Source organism: Candidatus Palauibacter sp., assembly GCF_965208055.1.
In the GTDB taxonomy this organism is placed as follows: Bacteria; Gemmatimonadota; Gemmatimonadetes; order Palauibacterales; family Palauibacteraceae; genus Palauibacter.
Map to the genome: position 1 here is coordinate 1841902 of NZ_CBDBNY010000004.1, position 20963 is coordinate 1862864.

The 20963-nt window shown below is 71.6% G+C and carries 21 protein-coding genes; all 21 read right to left on the reverse strand.

Features of this window, described 5'->3' with window-relative positions; translation table 11 throughout:
• Window positions 1–3 precede the first annotated feature (3 nt).
• Window positions 4–1062: a tRNA (adenosine(37)-N6)-threonylcarbamoyltransferase complex transferase subunit TsaD gene (gene tsaD, locus ACOGXI_RS08120; RefSeq protein ID WP_419940174.1), complete on the reverse strand. Its 1059-nt coding sequence runs from the start codon at window positions 1060–1062 to the stop codon at window positions 4–6.
• Window positions 1063–1175: 113 nt separating this feature from the next.
• Entirely contained in the window at window positions 1176–2123 is a 948-nt protein-coding gene (locus ACOGXI_RS08125; protein ID WP_419938364.1) for a YbbR-like domain-containing protein, read from the reverse strand.
• Window positions 2124–2957 carry a PASTA domain-containing protein gene (locus tag ACOGXI_RS08130; RefSeq protein WP_419938365.1) on the reverse strand — a complete coding sequence of 278 codons (834 nt, stop codon included), beginning with the start codon at window positions 2955–2957 and terminating at the stop codon, window positions 2124–2126.
• A gap of 7 nt (window positions 2958–2964) precedes the next feature.
• Window positions 2965–4275, reverse strand: coding sequence for an RsmB/NOP family class I SAM-dependent RNA methyltransferase (locus ACOGXI_RS08135; protein ID WP_419938366.1), 1311 nt, complete (start codon window positions 4273–4275; stop codon window positions 2965–2967).
• Window positions 4272–5069 (reverse strand): thiazole synthase, encoded by a 798-nt coding sequence (locus ACOGXI_RS08140; RefSeq protein WP_419940175.1) that lies wholly within the window; start codon window positions 5067–5069, stop codon window positions 4272–4274. The genes ACOGXI_RS08135 and ACOGXI_RS08140 overlap by 4 nt, the downstream gene beginning before the upstream one ends.
• Window positions 5050–5256: a sulfur carrier protein ThiS gene (thiS, locus tag ACOGXI_RS08145; RefSeq protein ID WP_419940176.1), complete on the reverse strand. Its 207-nt coding sequence runs from the start codon at window positions 5254–5256 to the stop codon at window positions 5050–5052. The genes ACOGXI_RS08140 and thiS overlap by 20 nt, the downstream gene beginning before the upstream one ends.
• Window positions 5257–5314: 58 nt before the next feature.
• Window positions 5315–6082 (reverse strand): thiamine phosphate synthase, encoded by a 768-nt coding sequence (locus tag ACOGXI_RS08150; RefSeq protein WP_419938367.1) that lies wholly within the window; start codon window positions 6080–6082, stop codon window positions 5315–5317.
• 16 nt (window positions 6083–6098) lie between these two features.
• The gene (fmt, locus tag ACOGXI_RS08155) at window positions 6099–7133 is read right to left on the reverse strand and encodes a methionyl-tRNA formyltransferase (protein ID WP_419938368.1); all 1035 of its coding nucleotides are present in this window, start codon (window positions 7131–7133) and stop codon (window positions 6099–6101) included.
• A 33-nt stretch (window positions 7134–7166) separates the two neighbouring features.
• Complete coding sequence (gene def / locus ACOGXI_RS08160; protein WP_419938369.1) at window positions 7167–7661, reverse strand: peptide deformylase; 495 nt, start codon at window positions 7659–7661, stop codon at window positions 7167–7169.
• 56 nt (window positions 7662–7717) lie between these two features.
• Window positions 7718–8011 (reverse strand): preprotein translocase subunit YajC, encoded by a 294-nt coding sequence (gene yajC / locus ACOGXI_RS08165; RefSeq protein ID WP_419938370.1) that lies wholly within the window; start codon window positions 8009–8011, stop codon window positions 7718–7720.
• The gene (tgt, locus tag ACOGXI_RS08170) at window positions 8005–9216 is read right to left on the reverse strand and encodes a tRNA guanosine(34) transglycosylase Tgt (RefSeq protein ID WP_419938371.1); all 1212 of its coding nucleotides are present in this window, start codon (window positions 9214–9216) and stop codon (window positions 8005–8007) included. Before tgt ends, yajC begins: the two co-directional genes overlap by 7 nt.
• 10 nt (window positions 9217–9226) lie before the next feature.
• Window positions 9227–10435 carry a tRNA preQ1(34) S-adenosylmethionine ribosyltransferase-isomerase QueA gene (queA, locus tag ACOGXI_RS08175; RefSeq protein ID WP_419938372.1) on the reverse strand — a complete coding sequence of 403 codons (1209 nt, stop codon included), beginning with the start codon at window positions 10433–10435 and terminating at the stop codon, window positions 9227–9229.
• Window positions 10410–11480 (reverse strand): Holliday junction branch migration DNA helicase RuvB, encoded by a 1071-nt coding sequence (gene ruvB / locus ACOGXI_RS08180; protein ID WP_419938373.1) that lies wholly within the window; start codon window positions 11478–11480, stop codon window positions 10410–10412. Before ruvB ends, queA begins: the two co-directional genes overlap by 26 nt.
• The gene (ruvA, locus tag ACOGXI_RS08185; protein WP_419938374.1) at window positions 11477–12115 is read right to left on the reverse strand and encodes a Holliday junction branch migration protein RuvA; all 639 of its coding nucleotides are present in this window, start codon (window positions 12113–12115) and stop codon (window positions 11477–11479) included. The genes ruvB and ruvA overlap by 4 nt, the downstream gene beginning before the upstream one ends.
• A gap of 40 nt (window positions 12116–12155) precedes the next feature.
• Window positions 12156–12632, reverse strand: a complete 477-nt coding sequence (gene ruvC, locus ACOGXI_RS08190) for a crossover junction endodeoxyribonuclease RuvC (RefSeq protein ID WP_419938375.1) — start codon at window positions 12630–12632, stop codon at window positions 12156–12158.
• Window positions 12633–12634: 2 nt separating this feature from the next.
• Window positions 12635–13387 (reverse strand): YebC/PmpR family DNA-binding transcriptional regulator, encoded by a 753-nt coding sequence (locus ACOGXI_RS08195; protein WP_419938376.1) that lies wholly within the window; start codon window positions 13385–13387, stop codon window positions 12635–12637.
• A 46-nt stretch (window positions 13388–13433) separates the two neighbouring features.
• Window positions 13434–15521 (reverse strand): elongation factor G, encoded by a 2088-nt coding sequence (gene fusA / locus ACOGXI_RS08200; RefSeq protein ID WP_419938377.1) that lies wholly within the window; start codon window positions 15519–15521, stop codon window positions 13434–13436.
• A gap of 229 nt (window positions 15522–15750) precedes the next feature.
• Window positions 15751–16674: a rhomboid family intramembrane serine protease gene (locus ACOGXI_RS08205; protein WP_419938378.1), complete on the reverse strand. Its 924-nt coding sequence runs from the start codon at window positions 16672–16674 to the stop codon at window positions 15751–15753.
• The gene (ddlA, locus tag ACOGXI_RS08210) at window positions 16671–17888 is read right to left on the reverse strand and encodes a D-alanine--D-alanine ligase (protein WP_419938379.1); all 1218 of its coding nucleotides are present in this window, start codon (window positions 17886–17888) and stop codon (window positions 16671–16673) included. The genes ACOGXI_RS08205 and ddlA overlap by 4 nt, the downstream gene beginning before the upstream one ends.
• A complete protein-coding gene (locus tag ACOGXI_RS08215; RefSeq protein WP_419938380.1) occupies window positions 17881–18306 on the reverse strand; it encodes a TonB family protein in 426 nt (141 codons plus the stop codon). Before ACOGXI_RS08215 ends, ddlA begins: the two co-directional genes overlap by 8 nt.
• Window positions 18299–20959, reverse strand: coding sequence for a DNA mismatch repair protein MutS (mutS, locus tag ACOGXI_RS08220; RefSeq protein WP_419938381.1), 2661 nt, complete (start codon window positions 20957–20959; stop codon window positions 18299–18301). Before mutS ends, ACOGXI_RS08215 begins: the two co-directional genes overlap by 8 nt.
• Between the last annotated feature and the right edge of the window lie 4 nt (window positions 20960–20963).

A 20963-nucleotide genomic window follows, 5' to 3' on the forward strand; every position in this document is an offset into this window, starting at 1 on the left:
CCGCTATGCGAGGCCGGGAAACGCGAGCGCCGCTTCGGCGTTCAACGACCACGGGCTGCGCTCCCCTCTCGCCAGGCGGAACTGCGCGGCCGCGGCGATCATCGCCGCGTTGTCCGTCGCGAGACGGGGGGAAGGGGCGTACAACTCCCCGGACGAGCCCAGACGCTCGGCTAAACCTTCACGAAGACATGAGTTCCGCGCCACTCCCCCGCCCAGCACGACCCTCCGGCAGCCCGTCTGTTCCACGGCGCGTCGGGTCTTCTCGGCGAGGACTTCGACCACGGCCTCCTGGAATTCCGCGGCCAGATCGTCGACGGCATCGGCGAGGGCGCTCTCCTCCTCCAGTTGTCCGGCGATCCGCGCCGCGGCGGTCTTCAGACCGGAAAAGGACATGTCGTAGTACGCGGGATCGCCGGGCAGATCGCGCCGGCTCAGCATCGGGCGCGGGAGCCGGAAACGCCCCGCCGCGCCACCGGCCGCCGTGCCCCCGGCCGCCGTGCCGTGCGCCGCGGCGCTCCTCTCCGCGGCGCGCTGAATCTCGGGTCCTCCCGGATACGGCAGCCCCAGCCGGCGCGCGACCTTGTCGAAAGCCTCGCCCGCCGCGTCGTCCCGCGTCTGGCCCAGGAGGCGGTAGCGCCCCCATGCGCGGGCCTCGAGCAGGAGCGTGTGTCCGCCCGATACGAGGAGACCGATGAAGGGGGGATGCGCACCCTCGTGCTCGAGCGCGGTGCCGAACAGGTGTCCCTCCATGTGATGGACGCCGAGGAGAGGAAGCCCGCGCGCGAAGGCGTAGGCCTTGGCCCAGTTCACGCCCGCGAGCAGGGCTCCGACCAGCCCGGGCCCCGCCGTCACGCCGACGCCGGCGATGTCCGCGTGGTCGACGTCCGCCTCTCGCATGGCGTGCCGCACCATCGCGTCGAGCGAGCGGATGTGCTCGCGGGCGGCGATCTCCGGCACGACGCCCCCGAACGCGGCGTGCGCGTCCTGCGACGCGATCGCGAGACCCCTGATCCCGTGCTCGTCGACGACGGCGGCGGAGGTCTCGTCGCACGAAGTCTCGATTCCGAGGACCGGCCCGCCCCGGAAGCCGGCGGGGGGGGCGACGACGGGGGCGACGACGGGGGCGACGGGGGGCGCGACGGGGCGCTGAGCGGCGCCCGGGGCGGCCGGCGTGTCTATGGGTCGGGCGGGTCGGAGGCGATACCCGCGCTCACCCGCTCCGGAACGAGGTCGATCGTCACCGTGCCGGCCACGGCGTCGGGCAACTGGGCGCGCACGGGATAGGACCCCGCCGATTCGAAGGAATTGGGGATATCGACCGTCACGCGCACGTCCCCCGGATCGAGTCCGTCCACGATGGCCGCCGGGCCGGTGACGGCCACCGTGACCGTGGGCGGATCCACCGCCGCCATGAGGGCTCGTGGACCCGTGGTGACGACTTCGCTCGCGAACAGGCGGGTGCGGAGAGAATCCACGTCGACGGTCGCGATCACGGTGGCGGGCTCGACCGAGAGTCCCGCGAGATCCGGCGGCAGGGCGATCTCGAGTTGCTGGGTCACGCGCGTGGAGACCGCGCCGACCTCGAGCGTGGCCGTCGTCACCTCGGAGATCTGGTTGACGAAGGACGCGGGTCCCTGGAGCCACACGCTGTCGGGGGCAACCTGCATGCCGACGACCAGCACGCCCGCCGCCGCCCTCGCATCCGTCCGGCCGGAGACCGCGACCCGCTTCCCCACCCGCTCTTCGAGATACACGGTGACGGCGCCCGGAGAGACTCCCACGGGATCGAGCCCGAGTTCGCGATTGTAGATGACCTCCGAGGTGGAGAGCGGCACCTGGACCACGGTGTCTTCGACCTGGTCGAGCACCTTCCGGATCACCGGCCTCTCGAAGCGCGCGGCGAACACCTGGTTCCGGCGTCCGCGGAACGTTGTCGTGATCTCGGCAGGCCGTACTTCGCGCAGACTCCACGCGGAATCGCTCACCTGGATCTCGAGGAGCGTCGATACCGGCTGCTCGGCAATCTCGGCATCCGCCGACACGCTGAGCCAGAGAAGCACGGACAGCACGATCGCCGCGACCTTGTAGGGCCAGTTCTGCGTGAAGGCGCTCCTGAAATCCATCTAGCCCTCCTCGTCGCCGGGGGTCGCGCCGCCGGGGGTCGCGCGGCCGGGGGTCGCGCCGCCGGGGGTCGCGGGAATCGTGTCGCGGGCGGTTTCCCGCGTGAGATCCGCCGTGGCCGGGTCGGGCGGCGCCCCCGCCACGATCACGGAGACGAACCCCTCCCCCCGGAGAGCGGAGCCCGGGGCCGGACTTTGAAAGATGACGCGTCCCTGCACCTCGGGGGCCTCGACCTGGTAGCGGACGGCGCCCAGGCGGAGATCGACCTCCTCGAGGAGAAACTCGAGGTCGTCCACATGGCGGCCCTGAAGATCGGGGACGGCGACGATCGCCTTCCCCTGGCTGACGAAGAGGCGGACGCGAGCGGGGAGCGTGAGGTTCGTCCCCGCGACGGGCTCGGTCCGGATCGCGCCGGCGACGGCGCTCTCGTCGGTTTCCTCGATATCGATATCGAAGCCGAGCCGGGTGAGGAGAGCCGCGGCCTCGCCGCCCGGTAGTCCGGCGAGGTCGGGCACGCGGCGCGTTTCGATGCCGGCGCTCGCCGTGAGCACGATCGTGTCCCCGGCCCGGGCGAGCTGGCCGGGGAGCGGTCGTTGGGCGACGACGGCGCCGGCGGGAATCTCGCCGTGATGGAGCCGGCCCTGCTCGGTTGAGACGAGCCCCAGCGCGGAGAGGCGTGCGCCGGCCTCGGCGATGGCTACGCCCGTGAGATCCGGGATCTCGGTGAAAGCGACATCGGTCGGATCCGCCGCCGCCGGGAAGAGCCGGATCGCGGCGAACAGGTAGCCGATGCCGAACATGGCGGCGAAGAGGAGGACCAGGCGCAGGAATCTCACGGGACTCTCACGCGATCCGCCGCAGACGCGCGGCGTAGGCGCCGTCCGTGCCGGTGAGCCATGGGCGCATGAAGAGGTCGCCGCGAGACGTCACGCAATCGCTGCGCGCACCCGCGGGGGGCGGCTCGCGCCGGTAGTCGGACCTCCGATCCAGAAAGGCGTCCACCTGTTCTTCGTTCTCCTCGCGTTCGAGCGAGCACGTGCTGTACACGAGCAGCCCGCCCCGTCTCACGGCCGCGGCGCACGCGTCCACGATCTCGCGCTGCAGGACCACGAGGTCGTCGAGGCCGCGCTGTTCGAGCCGCCAGCGGGCATCGGCCCGCCGCCGCAGTACTCCGGTGCCCGTGCAGGGCACATCGGCCAGCACGGTCCCGGCCGCGGCGACCGGAAGCCGCCGCGCGTCGGCGACCGCCGCGCTCACGGGCAGTTCGAGCCGCCGGGCCGGCGCGCCGAGGCGGGCCAGCCGCCGGTGCGAGATGTCGAGCGCCACGACCGGCAGACCGTACTCCGCGGCGAGCCCGAGGGTCTTCGTGCCCGGCGCCGCGCACACGTCGAGTACCGGCTCCTCGAGCCGGCCACCTGCATAATCTACCACGGCGGAGGCCGCGGGGTCCTGAATCACCGCTCGGAGGTGCGAGAGCGCGGTCGCGGGCAGTCCCTTTTCGAGCCGGAAGGAGCGCGGCCAGCCGGGGACGGGCTCGAGTTCCACGCCGTCGGGCGGCGCCGGATCTTCATCAGTCAGCATGCGGACGACGACAACCGGCGGCCGGTTCTGATGTTCGACAAGCCGCCGCACATCCGCGAGCGCCCAGCGCGCCAGCCACCGCCGGACGAGCCACTCCGGGTGCGAACCCCACGAGCACAGGTGCCCCACCGGATCCACGTCCGGATCGGGAAAGGGACCGCCGCCCGCGAGCGCGTTCGGGCCGGCGCCGGAATCGGTGTCGCGGATCCTGGCGAGCGCGCGGAGCACGGCGTTCACGTATCCGGCGCGGCCGCGCCCCAGGGCCGAGCGTGCCGCGCCGACGGTTTCGCCCACCGCCGCGTGGTCCGGCGTCCTCAACTCCGTCAACTGGTACGCGCCGATGCGAAGCCAGTCGCGCACCGCCCGGTCCATGCGGGACGGCGGCCGGTCGGCGCAGGCCCGGATCCAGGTGTCGAGGCGGGCGCGCAGGCGGAGGCAGCCGAAGGCGATGTCCAGCGCCAGTCCGCGATCGGCCGGGTCCACGGCCGGGAGGATGCGCGACGCCGCGCGGTCGGAGAGCGCGCCCCGCCGCACCTCGCCCAGAATCCGGTGGGCCGCCGCGCGGGGGTTCAAGCCGGCGGCGGCACGCCCTCAAGCGGGCTCGAAGGCACCGCCCATTCACGTCGGGGCATGCGGCCGGCCAGGTAGGCGCGCCGGCCGGCTTCCACCGCCAGCCGCATGGCGCCGGCCATCTCCACCGGATCCTCCGCCGCGGCGATCGCCGTGTTCATGAGAATCCCGTCCACGCCCTGCTCCATCGTCGCGCAGGCGTCGGACGCGGTGCCCACGCCGGCATCGACGATGACCGGGACGGACAGGCGGGACTTGATGATGCGGATGTTGAGGGGGTTGAGGAGTCCGAGGCCGCTCCCGATCGGCGAGGCGAGCGGCATCACCGCGGCGGCCCCGGCTTCCTCGAGCCGCAGCGCCGTGATGAGGTCGTCGTTCGTGTACGGAAGCACCACGAACCCCTCGGCGACGAGCACGCGCGTGGCCTCGATCAACTCCTCGGTATGGGGCAGGAGCGTGTCGGAGTCGCCGATGACTTCGAGCTTCACCCAGTCGCTCATGCCCGCCGCCCGCCCGAGCCGCGCCGCGCGGATCGCCTCCTCGGCGCTGTAGCAGGCGGCGGTGTTGGGCAGGAGGCTGAACTCGTCCGGGCTCAGCGTGCGGAGGATGTCGTCGCGGTCCGGGTTCTCGATGTCGACGCGGCGCACCGCGACGGTGACCATGTCGGCGCCGGAGGCCCGGATCGCTTCGAGCATGATCTCGGGACTCGGGTATTTCCCCGTTCCGACGATGAGCCGGGAAGCGAACCTGCGGCCGGCGATTTCCATCGGCGCCATCTCATCCGCCTCCCACGAAATGGACGAGTTCGACGCGGTCTCCGGCTTTCAGTTGCGCGCTCTCGACCTCGGGCGGACGGACGATCCGCCGGTTGAGTTCGACGACGAGCGTGCGTCCATCGAGCCCGAGATCCCGGAGCAACGTCGCGACTGACGTTCCCGCGGGAACGTCTCGCTCCCTTCCGTTCACCTGAATCTGCATCTCCATGGTCTCCACGAAGTCCGTATCCGGTCCGTGATCGGTCCGTGCGTTCGTTCGCGTTCGGTCAGCGATCCCGCCGGTCTCGCCGATCGAGCCGGTCCAGCCGGTCCAGCTGTCTGCGAAGGTCGAGCGCGGCTCGCGCCGGGTCGGGCGCGGACCACACGGCCCGACCCACCACGATGCCGTACGCCCCGGCTTCCGTCACCTCCTCGATCCGGTCCGCGCCCACGCCTCCGATCGCGAGGATCGGCGGCGGACGGCGCGCGGACAGCCGGTTGGCGGGCAGCCGGTGCGCGGCCAGCCGCAGGGCTGACAGTCGGCGGCGAACCGCGGATACGGCGGCGGGCCCGCTTCCCTCGACCCCCGGGTGCGAGGGCGTCGCGTAGATCGTGCCGAGCACGAGGTAGTCGGCGCCCTCCCGGGCCGCTCGCAGCGCCCCCTCCGCGTCATGCACGGAGGCCCCGATCGCGAGCCTCCCCGCGCACGCCGCGACCATCCGGCGCGTCTCCTCCACCCCGAGCGCCGTGCGCCCAAGTTGTACGGCCCGCGCACCCGCCGCCAGCGCGACATCGGGCCGCCCGTTCACGACGAGCCAGCTCCCGGCGCGCGAGGCCGCGGGGGCGAGCCGCTCCGCGATTTCGAACATCCGCCGGGCGCTGATCCGGGCCCGCAGATGGATGGCGAGCGGGGCCGCGCGCTCCAGTACGCGCTCGACCGCCGCCAGTCCGCCCGGACCGCCGGAATCCCCCCGGCGGCCGGAGCCCCCCCCGCCGCCGGAAACCCCGGGATCGCCGGCGCCCTCCAGTTCCCGCTCCGAGACGAGGACGTGCAAGCGCGGGAGTCGTGGCTCAGTCGAAGCGAACCTCCTTCGGGTCCGGGAGACCCCTCACCCACTCGGCCGCGCTCATGCGGCGGCGGCCAGCCGGTTTCACGGCGCCGATGGCGATCGTGCCCAACCCCGTCGCGACGCGCAGCCCCCGAACGGGATCGGCCCGGACGACGGTGCCCGGCGCAGTGCCCGGCGCAGTGCCCGGCGCAGTGCCCGATACGGTGCCCGAGCGGGAGCTTCCGGCGTGGGCGCCGCCCGCGCGGGGACCGTCTTCCGCTCCGGGGGCGTCGACGCTCGGCTCGAAGCACTGCAGAGTTCTCCCGGCGAGGACGGCGGGCGCAGCGAGCGACGTCCAGGCGGCGGGCCAGGGGTCGCAGCCGCGGAGCCGGTTCGCGACTTCGGCCGCGGGGCGAGACCAGTCGATGCGCGCCGTCTCGCGGTCGAGCTTCGGCGCCCATGTCGCGCGCGCGTGGTCCTGCGCCCTCTCCACCGCCCGCCCGGACGCGAGGTCGTCGAGCACGGTGACGAGCCGCGCGCCCCCCGCTTCCGCGGTCTCCGCGTACAGTTCTCCGGCCGTCATCGCCGCCGGGATGGGGATCCGCGTCTGTCCGAGCACGGGGCCGGCGTCGAGTTCCGCGACCATGCGCTGGATGCTGACCCCGGACTCGCGGTGCCCCCGGATGATGGCCCAGTTGATGGGAGCCGCGCCGCGCAGCGCGGGCAACAGCGACGCGTGCACGTTCAGCGACCCGAGCGGCGGCAGGTCCAGCGCGGCCGGCGGGAGCAGACGGCCGTACGCCGCGACGACGGAGATGTCGGGGCGCAGGCGGCGCGCGGCGGCAAGGAAACCCTCCTCACCGGGACGCTCGGGCTGGAGCACGGGCACGCCGGCCTCGAGCGCCCACGCCTTCACCGGACTCGCCCGCGGACGCCTCCCCCGGCCGGCGGGCCGGTCCGGGTTCGTGACGACGCCCGCGATGTCGTGCCCCGCCCCCCGCATCGCCTCCAGCGAGGGGAGCCCGAACTCCGGCGTGCCCCAGAACAGGATCCTCATCGCAGGAGACCCCTCATGCCGCCCGCAGCCGCTTCAGTCCCGCTCCTGTTTCCGCCACTTCGCGAGCAGGATCTTTCGCTTGAGCGGACTCACGCGGTCCAGGAAGAGGATCCCGTCCAGGTGGTCCTTCTCGTGCTGGATACAACGGCTCAGAATGCCGTCGGCGCGGATCTCCACCGGCTCTCCATCCAGTCCGAGGCCGCGGGCGACGATGGACGCGCTGCGCTCGACGGTCTCCGACAGTCCGGGGATGCTCAGACACCCCTCCTCCTCCTTCACCGCACCCTCTTCTTCGACGATCTCGGGGTTCACGAGGACGCCGGGCGAGATCTCCTGGTCTCGAACATCGTACACGAAGAGACGGATCGGCACCCCCACCTGGGGCGCCGCGAGACCGATGCCGTCCGCGTCGTACATCGTCTCCTGCATGTCCGCGGCGAGTCGGCGGATCTCGTCGTCGATCTCCGTCACGGGGGCGCATTTCTCCCGCAGGACGGGGTCTCCGAACATGCGGATGTCGAGGATCACGAAGACTCGGCGGGGCTACCGGAGCCGGCGGGACGGAGGCGCCGAACCGGCGGCCGCTAGTTGACTTTGCCGATCTTCGAGCGCTCGACCTCGACCCGGGTGTCGCCGCTCTTGATCGTGACAATGTCGTTCGAGAGGTGGACGATCTCGCCCACGATGCCGCCGATCGTCGAAACCTTGTCCCCTCGCTTCAGGTTCTTGACCATCTCCTGGTGCTCCTTCTGCTGCTTCCGCTGCGGACGGAAGAAGATGAAATAGAAGATGGCGATGAATCCGAACATCATCATCATGGTGGCGGCCGGATTCGCCGTCCCTCCCTCGGGGGCGCCCATGAGGTTCAGCATCAGCATGGTCCGTCCTCACCTTCCTGTTCGGTCGCGGGGCGCGGGGAGCCGCGCCGGTAGGTCGCGAGCCAGTCGTCGGCCCAGCGGTCGTATTCGTCCCGGAGGATCGCCGCGCGCGCGCGGGAAGTCAATCGGATCAGGAAGCGCACGTTGTGCAGCGAAAGGAGCCGCAGGCCGAGCAGTTCGCCGCTCACGAAGAGGTGCCGCAGGTAGGCGCGGCTGTAGCCGGCGCAGCAGGGGCAGTCGCACGTCTCGTCGAGCGGCGCGGGATCGGATGCGAAGCGCGCGCCCTTGATGTTGAGGCGACCCTCGGCCGTGAATGCGGTGCCGTTGCGCCCGTTCCGGGTCGGCGCCACGCAGTCGAACATGTCCACGCCGCGCCGCACCGCCTCGATGACGTCGTCGGGATAACCGACGCCCATCAGGTAGCGGGGCCGGTCGGAGGGGAGGGTGGGTTCGATGGTGTCGAGCACGCGGTGCGTCACCTCTTTCTCCTCGCCCACGGAGAGTCCGCCGACCGCGATGCCCGGCCACTCGCCCATGGCGAGCGTGCGTTCGACGGATTCGAGGCGAAGGTCACCGCAGGAGGCGCCCTGGACGATGGGAAAGAGGAGCCCGCCGCCGCCGTGTGCATCGCCGTGTGCATCGCGATGGGCATCTTGCAGCGCTTCGTGACGCGCCCGGCACCGCGCCAACCAGGCGAGCGTGCGCTCGACCGCGGTCCGCGCCGCGTCGAGCGAGGCGTCGCCGGGGGGACATTCGTCGAATGCCATGCGGATGTCGGAGCCGATCGCGGCCTGGATCTCCATCGAGAGTTCCGGCGTGAGCCGGTGCAGGCTCCCGTCCAGGTGGCTGCGGAAGGTGACGCCCTCGTCGTCGATCCGGTTGATGCGGGCGAGCGAAAAGACCTGGAATCCGCCCGAATCGGTGAGGATGGGACCGTCCCATCCCATGAACCGGTGGAGTCCGCCGAGTTCATCGAGCACGCGCGTGCCCGGCCTCAGGTAGAGGTGATAGGCGTTCCCCAGGAGGATCTCGACCCCGGCATCGCACAGTTCTCCGGGGGTGAGCGATTTCACCGTCCCCAGCGTCCCCACCGGCATGAAGCACGGGGTGTGGATCGTGCCGCGCGCCAGGCGGAGCGTTGCGGCGCGCGCCCGCCCGCTCGTTCCCTCGACGCGAAAGCGCCCGGCGTCCGCGGGTCCGGTCACGGGATCGTGCTCATGTGATGACCATCGCGTCGCCGTAGGAATAGAAGCGGTATCGCCCGCGGATCGCGTGGGCGTAGGCCTCGAGCGTGAGTTCCCGGCCCGCGAATGCCGCAACGAGCATGAGCAGGCTGGAGCGCGGAAGGTGGAAGTTCGTCACGAGGGCGTCCACGGCGCGGAAGGTGTAGGGGGGACGGATGAAGAGGTTCGTCCACCCCCGCCCCGGTGCGAAGGGGCCGCCCGACGAGCCACCCGCGCCGGCCGCCGAGCCACCCGCGCCGGCCGCCGAGCCACCCGCGCCCGCGCCGGCCCGTGCGACGACCGTCTCCAGTACGCGGCAGGAGGTCGTGCCGACGGCGAACACGCGCCCGCCCGCCGCGCGCGTCGCGTTCAGGGCCGCGGCCGCGGAGGACGAGAAGCTGTACGCCTCCGCGGCGACCTCGTGCTCGTCGATCCGCTCCGCGGTCACGGGACGGAAGGTGCCGAACCCGACGTGGAGGGTGAGGGACACGAGGCGGACCCCGCGGGACTCCACCGCGGCGAGCATCTCGCGGGTGAAGTGCAGTCCCGCCGTCGGCGCGGCGATGCTCCCGGACGGGGCCGCGTACACGGTCTGGTAGCGCTCCCGGTCGTCCGCATCGTCGCCGGTGTCGCCGGTGTCGCGGGTGTCGCGGGTGTCGCGGACGATGTACGGGGGGAGGGGGACGCGGCCGTGGCGCTGGATCAGGCTCCACGGGTCCCCGTCGCCGGCCAGGCGCACGAGGCGGGTGCCGTCGGAGGCGGAGTCGAGGATGTCGACCGCGAACCCGTCCGCGATGTCCACGGTGCGGCCGGGCTTGAGCTTGCCGCCGGGGCGGACCATGGCGCGCCAGAGGCGGGTGTCCGCCTCGTCGAAGTCGTCGAAGGGGGCGAACGGCTGGAGCGCATCGGACTCGGGACGGACGAGGAGGATCTCGGCGCGGGCGCCGGTCGGCTTGCGGCCCAGCAGCCGGGCCGGGAAGACGCGGCTGTCGTTGACGACGACGGCATCGCCGGCGGAGAGCCGCTCGAGCAGCGCGGGGAAGGCCGCGTCCGTGAAGCGGCCCCGCGCGCGGTCGAGCACGAGAAGGCGGCTTGCGTCGCGCCGCGCGGCCGGACGGGCCGCGATCAGTTCGGCCGGCAACTCGTAGTCGTACGCCTCCGTCCGGCCCGCCGGCTCATCCGTCATCGCCGAACAGCGCACGCTGTGCTCCGCCCCCCGACCCGTCCCGGTCGCCCGGGAGGGCGTAACCGAAGCGCTCGTACGCCTTCCGGGTGGCCACGCGGCCGCGTGACGTGCGCTGCATGTACCCGTTCTGGATCAGGTACGGCTCGTAGACCTCCTCGAGCGTCCCCGCGTCCTCGCCCACGGCGACCGCGAGAGAGGCGAGTCCCACCGGCCCCCCCTCGAAGGTCTCGATGATCGCCTTGAGCACGCGCGCGTCCATCTCGTCGAGGCCGTACTCGTCGACGTTGAGCAGCGTGAGGCCCTTCTCCGCCGTCGCGGAATCGATCGTGCCGTCGCCCCGCACCTGCGCGTAGTCGCGGACGCGGCGCAGGAGGCGGTTCGCGATGCGGGGGGTGCCGCGGGCGCGCCGGGCCATCTCGCCCGCCCCCCCGGACGTGATCGGGATGTCGAGGAGGCTCGCGGAGCGGGTGACGATGCGCCCGAGGTCCGACGGCGGGTAGTAGCCCAGGCGCTCGATGACGCCGAAGCGCGCGCGCATCGGGGCGGTCAGGAGTCCGAATCGGGTCGTCGCGCCCACGAGCGTGAAGCGCTCGAGTTTCATCGAGAAGGTCTCCACGCGAGGTCCGTCGCCGAGTCGGATCTCGATGCGGTAGTCCTCCATCGCCGGATAGAGGAACTCCTCGATCACGGGCCGGAGCCGGTGGATCTCGTCGATGAAGAGGATCCCGCGTGGCGGGAGGTTCGTGAGCAGGCCGGCGAGGTCGCCCGGCTTCTCGAGCACGGGGCCGGAAGTGAGCTTGATCCCGACGCCGAGTTCCTCGGCGAGGAGGAGGGCGAGCGTCGTCTTTCCGAGGCCCGGCGGGCCGTAGAAGAGGGTGTGGTCGAGCGCTTCCTCGCGGCCGAGCGCCGCCTCCACGAAGACGGAGAGGCTCTCCTTGACTCGCGCCTGTCCGATGAACTCATCGAGCCGCTGCGGGCGCAGCGAGGCGTCCGGGCGTTCGTCGCTCTCGAGCACCTCGGGCGTCGTGATCTCCGTGCGCGGACCCGTCTCGTCGGTCATACGTGCTGCAGCGCGCGGCGCACGAGTTCCTCGGCGCTCACGTCGGGGTCCGCGTCGGCGTCCCCGGCGGCGCCCACGCCCGGGTCGCCGGCCCCCTGCGCGAGTCCCTGCAGGGCGCGGCTGACGGCGTTTTCGCTCTGCGAGCGCGGGTAGCCGAGGCCGCGCAGCGCCTGCACGGCCGCCGCGGCGACCCCGCCGCCCGGCACGGGGTCGTCGCGCATGTCGCTGAGGTCGTCGAGTTTGTCGGTGAGTTCGATCACGATGCGTTCGGCGGTCTTCTTGCCGACGCCGCTCACGGTCTGGAGGGTGCGGTGGTCCTTGGCCCGGATCGCGCGCACGATGCGCTCGGGCCGAAGCGCCCCCAGGATCGCGAGCGCGAGCCGGGGGCCCACGCCGCTCGGGACGCGGAGCCGCTGGAAGAGTTCGCGGTCGCCCGGCGTCTCGAAACCGAACAGCTCGAACGCGTCGTCGCGCACGACGAGGACGGTGTGCAGTTCGACCTCGGATCCCTCGGGCGGCAGGCGCCCGGCGACCCCGAGCGGCACGCTGACCTCGTAGCCGACGCCGTCGCCCGTGAGGACCTCGATGACGCTCTCCCCGCGCCAGGCGAGTTCGCCCCTGAGGCGCCGGATCACGGAAGCCTCCGCAGCGCCCGGCTCACGCGCTCCGCCCGGCTCACCGGATCGGTCCGGCGAGGAGGTGGCACAGCGCGACCGCGCAGCCGTCCGCCGCATCCGCCGGACGCGGCGGCTCGCCGAGCCGCAGATGGTGCTTGACCATGAAGCCGACCTGTTCCTTGCTCGCGGCGCCCGTCCCCACGACGTGCTTCTTCACTTCGCGTGGCGCGTACTCGTGCACCGGCAAGCCGCGCAGCGCGGCCGCGAGCACGAGGACGCCGCGCGCGTGCCCGAGCACGAGCGCCGTGCGCGCGTTCCGTCCGTGAAAGGCGCTCTCGATCGCGACGCACCCGGGCTCGAGCCGGTCGATGAGGTCGAGCGCCGCGGTGTGGATGTCCACGAGACGCTCGGGGAGGTCCTCTCCGCGCGGCCGCACGACGCCGCATTCGATGAGGCGATACGAGAGCCCTCCCGGACGGCGCCCCTCGACGAAGCCGTATCCCGTCGCCCGCGTGCCCGGGTCGATGCCCAGCACCTTCAGGGAGCTTCCCAGTCCGCCGCCTCCGCCTCCTCCAGATCCACGTTCGTATTCACCTTCAGCACGTCGTCGTGCTCGTCGAGCGCATGCAGGACGGCCAGCACCTTCTCTGCGTCGCGCCCCTCCAGTTTCACCGTGTTGCTGGGCAGCATCGCGAGGTCCGCCTCCTCGACGGGGACGCCGGCGTCGCGCAGCGCCCCCAGGACGTCGTGGAAGTCGGGCGCCGCCGTCGTCACGACGTACATCCCGTCCTCGGACTCGAAGTTCTCGGCCCCCGCCTCGAGCGCCGCGTCGAGCGCCGCGTCCTCGTCGCACCCGTCGGCGGGCACGAGGATCTGGCCCTTGCGTTCGAACATCCACGCGACGGAACCGCTCTGGCCCAGGTTCCCCCCCCGCTTGTCGAGCAGGTGCCGGAGTTCGGCCAGCGTGCGGCGGGGGTTGTCGGTCAGGCATTCGAGGTAGAGCGCCGCGCCCCCCGGCGCGTAGCCCTCGTGCGTGACCTCTTCGAAGCTCGCGCCCGGCAGGTCCCCCGTCCCGCGCCGCACCGCACGATCGATGTTGTCGGCCGGCATGCGCTGGCCCTTGGCGTTGTCGATCGCGGTCCGCAGGCGCGGATTGAAGTCCGGATCTCCCCCGCCTTCCCGCGCCGCCACGGCGATTTCGCGACCGAGCTTGGAGAAGAGTTTCCCCTTCGCCCTGTCGGTCACCGCCTTCTGGCGCTTGATCTTCGACCACTTCGAATGGCCCGCCACCGGCTACCGCCCGCCCATCTTCCTGGTCGTCGTCCTCGTCCTCGTCCTAATCGTCGTCGCGCTGCGAATCGGCGATCACCTTCTCCTGAACATGCGGAGGAACCTGCTCGTACGCAGCCAGGCTGCGCGTGTGCGTCGCCTTTCCGTGCGTCAGGGAGCGCAGCGCGGCGGAGTACTTGTAGAGTTCGGCCTGGGGGACGTGCGCTTTCACGACCTGCCGCCGCCCCTTCGAATCCATGCCGAGCACGCGGCCGCGCCGCTGGTTGAGGTCTCCCATCACTTCGCCCATGTATTCCTCGGGCGTCTCGACCTCGATCTCCATGATCGGCTCCAGGATCACGGGGTTCGCGTCCCGCGCGACTTTCTGGAACGCGATCGATCCCGCGATCTGGAAGGCGATGTCTGAGCTGTCCACGGAGTGATGCGAGCCGTCGTAGCATTCGGCCTGGAAGTCGACGAGCGGATAACCGGCGAGGACCCCCCTGCTCGAGGCCTCCCCGATCCCCTTCCCCACGGCCGGGACGAACTTGGTCGGGATCACGCCGCCCTTGATCGAGTCGACGAACTTGTACCCTTCCCCGCGCGGCAACGGGCTGAGCCGGATGTGGCAGTCGCCGAACTGGCCGCGCCCGCCCGACTGCTTCTTGTGGCGCCCCTGCCCCTCCGCCGTCCTCGTGATCGTCTCGCGGTAGGCGATGTTCGGCTGGTGCGTGTCCACGTTGACCCCGTACTTCCGGGTCATCTTCTCCAGCGAGATGTTGAGGTGGATCTCCCCCAGCCCGCGGATGATCGTCTGTCCGCGCTCGGGATCGTAACCGGAAGAGAAGGTCGGATCCTCCTCGTGCAGCTTCGCGAGGCCGCTGCCGATCTTGTCCTCGTCGGCCCGCGTGCACGCGGTGACGGCAAGGGAGAGATCGGGCTGGGGCCACTCGATGCCGCCGAAGGAGAGCTGGCTCCCGCTGTCGCAAAGCGTGTCGCCCGTGTGCGTGTCCTTGAGTTTCGTCACGACCCCGATGTCGCCGGGGTTCAGCGCGTCGACATCAATGCGGCGGGACCCGTGCGGAATCGCGAGGTGCGCGATGCGCTCGCTCGCGGAACGGTCGGGGTTGGCGAGCGTGACGCCGTTCTCCATCCGGCCGGAGAAGACGCGGAAATAGCTCAGGTCGCCGACGTGGGGTTCCGATGTCGTCTTGAAGACGAGCGCCGCGGTGGGCGCGGCCGCCCCCGGCTCCAGCGACACTTCGCCGTTTCCGTCGCGCGCGGTCTGGGGCGCGGCCCGGTCCGGCGAGGGGAAGAGTTCCACGATGCGGTCCATGAGCGCCGGCACTCCCGCGCTTGTCTGGCATGAACCGCAGAACACGGGGACGATGTCGCCGGAACGGATCGCCTCCGCGAACACCTCGCCGAGCCGGCCGGGATCGAGTTCCTCTCCCTCGAAATAGGCTTCGAGCAGGTCGTCATCGCCCGACACGATCGCCTCGATGAGTTCTTCCCTGAGGTCCTCCACTTCCGACGCGACGTCGGCGGGCGCGTCGGCCACGCCGGCCGCGCCCTTGTCCCCTCCCTTGAAGGTGTGCGCCTTCATCGTGAGGAGGTCGACGAAGCCGCTGAAGTCGGCGCCCGCCCCGATGGGGACGTGGACCGGCATCGCCGCGGAGGTGAGTTCGTCCCGGACCTGACCGAGCGTGTTGCGGAAGTCCGCGTTGTCCCGGTCCATCATTGAGACGAAGACGGCCCGCGGCAGGCTCACGGCGTTCGCGGCGGCCCAGGTCCTCTCCGTCCCCACTTCGACGCCGGAGATCGCATCGATGACGCAGATGCCGGCGTCCGCCACGCGGATCCCCGCCACGACTTCGCCCAGGAAATCCAGGTAGCCCGGAGTGTCGATGAGGTTGATCCGCACGCCGTTCCGGACGGCGTGGGCGACGGCGAGGTTGATCGAGATCTTGTGGCCGGTCTCTTCCGGCGTGAAGTCGGTGAGCGCGTTCCCCTTCTGGACATCGCCCTTCCGCGTGGCTCCGCCGGCGATGTAGCACATCGAGTCCGCGAGCGTCGTCTTCCCCGCCCCTCCGTGCCCGAAGAAGACGACGTTGCGAAGGTTCCGCGTTTGATATTCCGAGGCGGCAGACGCCATGTACACCTCCTGTACTCTGCTTGTACTCTGCTTGTACTCTGCCTGGGAAGACGCCGGGGCTGGCGGCCCGCGACAGGCGCTTGCTCCGGCCACGGGCCGTTCCGTGCGCGACGCTCCCGGCCGGGGGCTCGCGCGGGGCGGACATTGTAGAAACCGGCGGCGCAAAACTCCAGCCGCAGGGCCACTGCCACGGCCTGCCACGGCCACGGCCCGCTATTGCCGGGGCCTGCTAATGTGTGCGGGTCTTCTTCCCCGTCTCCTGTGTCTGCTGGTACTGCCGGCTCACCTCGTCGAGGAAGGCGCGCTCGCGCGCGGAGAGGGAGTCCATGCCGCTCGCGCGGATCTTGTCGAGGATCCGGTCCACCTCATCGAGGGAATCCCCGTCCGCCCGGCGCCGTCGGCGGGGCGAGGGCGGAGGCGGCGCGGGACGCCGCGCCTTCCCGCGCGGGGACACCGGACGCTCCTTGTAGAAGGCCCTGCGCGCGAGGCGACCGATGCGTTCCCCGTACCGGAGATAGACGAACCCGGTCACGAGTCCGCCGAGGTGCGCCCAGTGCGCCACGCCGTCCGCCGATCCCTGCACGGTCGAGAGGAGCGTGAAGGCGCCGAGCGCGGCCACGAACCACTTCGCCGGCACGGGAAAGACGAAGTAGAGGTAGATCTTCGCGTCCGGCCAGTTGAGGGCGAAGGCCACGAGGAGGCCGAAGATCGCCCCGGAGGCGCCCACCATCAGCGTCGGCCCCGTGAGCGAGTAGAGGAGCACGGAGAACAGAGCCCCGCCGAGCCCGGTCACAAGGTAGAAGCGGAGGAAGAAACGGCTGCCCCACTTCCGTTCGAGCGGCGGGCCGAAGAAGAAGAGGGCGAGCATGTTCATGAACACGTGCATGAAGCCGCCGTGCACGAACATGTAGGTGACGAGGGTCCACGGGCGCGTGAGGAAGCCGGGCACGGAGAAGCCGAGCCAGTCGATCGCCGCGACGGGCACGAGCCGCATCGCCATGGCGAGGAAGATGACGAAGTTCGCGATCATGAGCCGCAGGACCCAGCGACTCATCGGAGAGCCGTGGCCGAAGCGGATCCCGCCGCCGCCCACGCCGCCGCCCATGCCGCCGCCGCGGAAGCCGCCGCTCCGGAACGCGGGCCGTCGCATCATCCCGACCCCGCCTCGCCGTCGCCCGTTTCGCCGTCGCCCTGGAGGTCGATGGCGGAGGCGAGCCGCTCGTCGCGCTCCGCGCGCTCGATCGCGAGCCGGATGAGACGGTCGACGAGTTCGGGGTAGGACACGCCGCTCGCAGCCCAGAGCTTGGGGTACATGCTGATCCGGGTGAAGCCCGGAAGAGTGTTGATCTCGTTCACCACCAGTGAACCGGCCGGGAGCGGGCCGCAAGCCTCCGCCGCGAGGAAGAGGTCCACGCGCGCCATCCCCTCGCAGCATAGCGCGCGGAAGGCCCGGACGGCGATGTCGCGGGCCCGCGCGGTGGTCTCGGCATCGAGGTCCGCGGGAATGAGCAGGTCCGCACCGTCGTGATCCAGGTATTTCGCCTCGTAGGAGTAGAACGCGTGCGTGGGGGCGATCTCCCCCGGGATCGAGGCCTCGGGGGCCTCGTTCCCCAGCACGGAGATCTCGATCTCGCGGCCCCGGATCGTCCGTTCGAGGAGCACCTTGGTGTCGAAGGAAAACGCCTCGTCGAGCGCCCGCCGGTAGTCGGAGTCCGTGTCGACCTTCGAGACGCCGACGGAAGATCCCATGTTCGCCGGCTTGACGAAGATGGGGGCGTCGAGCGCGGCCACGGCCTCGTCCCAGGAGGGGGGTTCGCGCCGGGAAAGGACGGTGATGAAGGGCGCGACGGGGATGCCGGCGTCGCGCAGCAGCCGCTTGGCCACATCCTTGTCCATGCAGACGGCCGAGCCGAGGATCCCGGGCCCGACGAACGGCAGGTGCGCAAGCCGCAGGAGTCCCTGTACGGTGCCGTCCTCGCCGAAGGGGCCGTGCAGGACGGGAAAGACGACGTCCAGTTCCGGCAACCCGGCCGGCTCCGGGCGGCCCTCACCGGGCCCCTCGCGCCGGCCGGGGTCCTCGGGACCGTCCGGGACGACGGGTACGATCCGAGGGCGGCGGCCGGGGGTCACGGCGAGCCTGACCGGCGCGTCGGGGAGGCGGATGCGCCGCGGATCCGAGGCGTGCCGCAGGAAGCGCGATTCGTCGGCGAGATGCCACCGGCCGCGGCGATCGATGCCGATGAGCACGACCTCGTAGCGCTCCCGGTCGATCGCCTCGATCACGTTCTTCGCCGACCGGAGCGACACTTCGTGCTCCGGGGACTCGCCGCCGAAGAGGACGCCGACGCGCGGACGGCGGTCAGCCACCGGACGCCGGCACGGGATAGCGGATGGGGAGTCGCGCCCAGATGGCGGTCGGGGCGCCGCCGTGCTGCGCCGGCCGGTACCGGAGGAGGCGGGCGCCTTCCACCGCGGCCGAGTCGAGCACGGCATGCCCCGACGAGGTCACGACCGAGACGGAGTCGACGCGTCCCGCATCGGATATCCGAATGCGGAGGAGGATGTCTCCGCCCGCCCCCTCCTCGAGGGCGGCGGCCGGGTAGGGGAACGCGGGGGACGACGCGGGCTCGAGCACGGGCCACACGAAGCCGCCTTCGCGGAGTTGGTCCACGCGCAGCGCTCCGACTTCGGGGCTCGGATCGTCCGCGCACCCGGTGGACGCGGCGCCGGCGAGGGCGGCGAGGACCGCGAGGACACCCGACCTGACCGCCCGCGTGCTATGCATCGCCGAACGCCTTCCATTCGGCGAGCGTGTTCAGCGCCTCGAGCGGCGTCATCCCATCGAGGTCGATCCCGGCCAGCTTCTCGAGCACCTCGCGGGCCGCGGCGATGTCCGCGCTTTCGGCGGGATCGGGCGCGCCGGACGGCGGCGGGTCGCCATCGGGGCCCGGGGCGGGAGCGGGGGCCTCGAAGAGGGAGAGTTGCCCCAGTCCCGCCTCGGCCAGCACGGCTCCGCGGCCGCCGGCGCCCCACGGCCCGCTCTCGAGCATGTGCAGGATGCGGGCGGCGCGCCCGACGACGTCGGGGGGCAGTCCGGCCAGCCGGGCGACGTGCACGCCGTAGGAACGGTCGGAGCCCCCCGGCTGCAACCGGTAGAGGAAGACGATGTCCTGACCGGTCTCCCGCACCGCGACGTTGAAGGCGGCCGCGCGCGGCAGCGACTCCGCGAGGCCGACGAGTTCGTGGTAGTGGGTCGCGAACACCGTGCGGGCTCCGAGTTCGTGCAGCCGCTCGGTCACCGCCCATGCGATCGAGAGGCCGTCGTACGTCGACGTGCCCCGCCCGATCTCGTCGAGCAGGACGAGCGAGCGCTCGGTGGCGCCGTGCAGGATGGTCGCGGTTTCCGTCATCTCCACCATGAAGGTGCTCTGCCCCGCCGCGAGGTTGTCGCTGGCGCCCACGCGCGTGAACACGCGATCGCATACCCCGATGTGGGCTCGGCGAGCCGGGACGAAGGAACCGATGTGCGCCAGGAGCGCGATGAGCCCCGCCTGGCGCAGCACTGTGGATTTCCCCGCCATGTTCGGGCCGGTGACGATCAGAATGCGGCGTTCGTCGTCCAGCCGCATGTCGTTCGGGATGAAGGTGTCCCTCGCGGCCGCGGCCTCGACGACGGGGTGCCGGCCCTCTTCGATGTCGAAGGCGATGTCGTCGCTGAGCCGCGGACGCACGTAGTCCTCGGCGGCGGCGACCTCGGCGAGGCAGGCGAGGAAGTCGATCTCGGCGACCTGGGCGGCGGTCGCCTGAATCCGCCCGACCTCGGCGGCGACGGCGTCTCGCAGCTCGTGGAAGAGCCGGGCCTCGAGCTTCGCGATCTCATCGTCGGCCCCGAGCACCTTCGCCTCCCACTCCTTGAGTTCGGGCGTGAGATACCGCTCGGCGTTGGTGAGCGTTTGCCTGCGGGTCCACTCCTCCGGCACGCGGTCGAGCTTCGAGCGCGTGACCTCGAGATAGTACCCGAACACCCGGTTGAACCCGATCTTCAGCGTGTCGATGCCGGTGCGCTCGCGCTCCCTCACCTGCATGCCGGCGATGAAATCGACGGCGCTGCCGCGCACGCCGCGCAGTTCGTCGAGTTCGGCGGAGAAGCCGCTCCGGATCACGCCGCCGTCCTTGAGGGCGTGGGGAGAGTCGGGGTCGATGGCTTCGTCGATGCGGGCCGCCACGTCCCGGAGCGGATCGAAGCCGGAACGAAGCTCGGCGAGCCGGCCGGCCTCCAGCGGCGCGAGGGCGGTCGCCAGCCCGGGCAGCGCGCCGAGCGAGAGGCCGAGGCCGAGGAGTTCCCGCGGCGCCGCCCGTCCGGTGGAGACGCGGGCGGCGAGCCGCTCCAGATCGCGGATCGGGCGGAGCGCGCCTCGAACGCGTTCACGCTCCTCCGCCCGCTCGAGGAGTTCCTGCACGGCGTCGAGGCGGACCGCGATCTCGTCGGGGACGACGAGCGGGCGCAGCAGGCGCCGGCGCAGCAGGCGCGCCCCCATCGGCGTCCGCGTGCGGTCGATGAGGGCGAGGAGCGACGCCCCCTCGCCGGGGCGCAGGGGTTCCACGAGTTCGAGGTTCCGCCGGGTCATCTCGTCGAGGTACATCACGCGTCCCGCTCGATCCACGCGCGGCGGCCGCAGGTGGTCGAGGCCCGCCGGCCGCACTTCGTCCAGGTAGCCGAGGAGCGCGCCGCTCGCCGCGAGGAGAAGCGGGTCGCGCGCGGGATCGAGGCCGAAGCCGGACGAGGAGGCGACGCCGAACCATTCCCGGAGCCGCTCGTCCCCGAGCGAAGCGTCGAAGCGCCAGGCGGGCCGCGCGGTCAGATGCCAGGGTCCGGCGGGCGCCTCCGTCTCCTCGGGGATCACGATCTCGGCGGGCTCGAGTCGCCCGAGTTCGTCGTTGAGATCCGCGGCGGCCACCTCGCGGAGCTCGAACTCGCCGGTCGAGAGGTCGACGACGGCGAGCCCGAACGGGGCATCTCCGGCGATCGCGACCACGTAGTTGTTGCGGCTCGCCGGGAGGAGCCTGTCCTCGAGGACCGTGCCCGGCGTGATGATCTCGACGACGTCCCGCTGCACGATCCCCCGGGCCTCCGCCGGGTCCTCGAGTTGCTCGCAGATCGCCACGCGGCGGCCCATCTCGAGCAGGCGGGAGACATACTCGTTCACGGCCTTCACGGGGACGCCCGCGAGCGGAACGTCCCGCTTTCCGCCGTTGTTGCGGGCGGTGAGGGTGATCCCCAGCAGGCCGCTCCCCTCCTCCGCGTCCTCGAAGAACATCTCGTAGAAATCGCCCACCCGGAAGAAGAGGAGCGAATCGGGGTGGCGGGACTTGATGTCGAGATACTGCCGGATGAGCGGCGAGTACGCACTCGAGTCCGGGTTGGCCGCGGCCATCATCGCC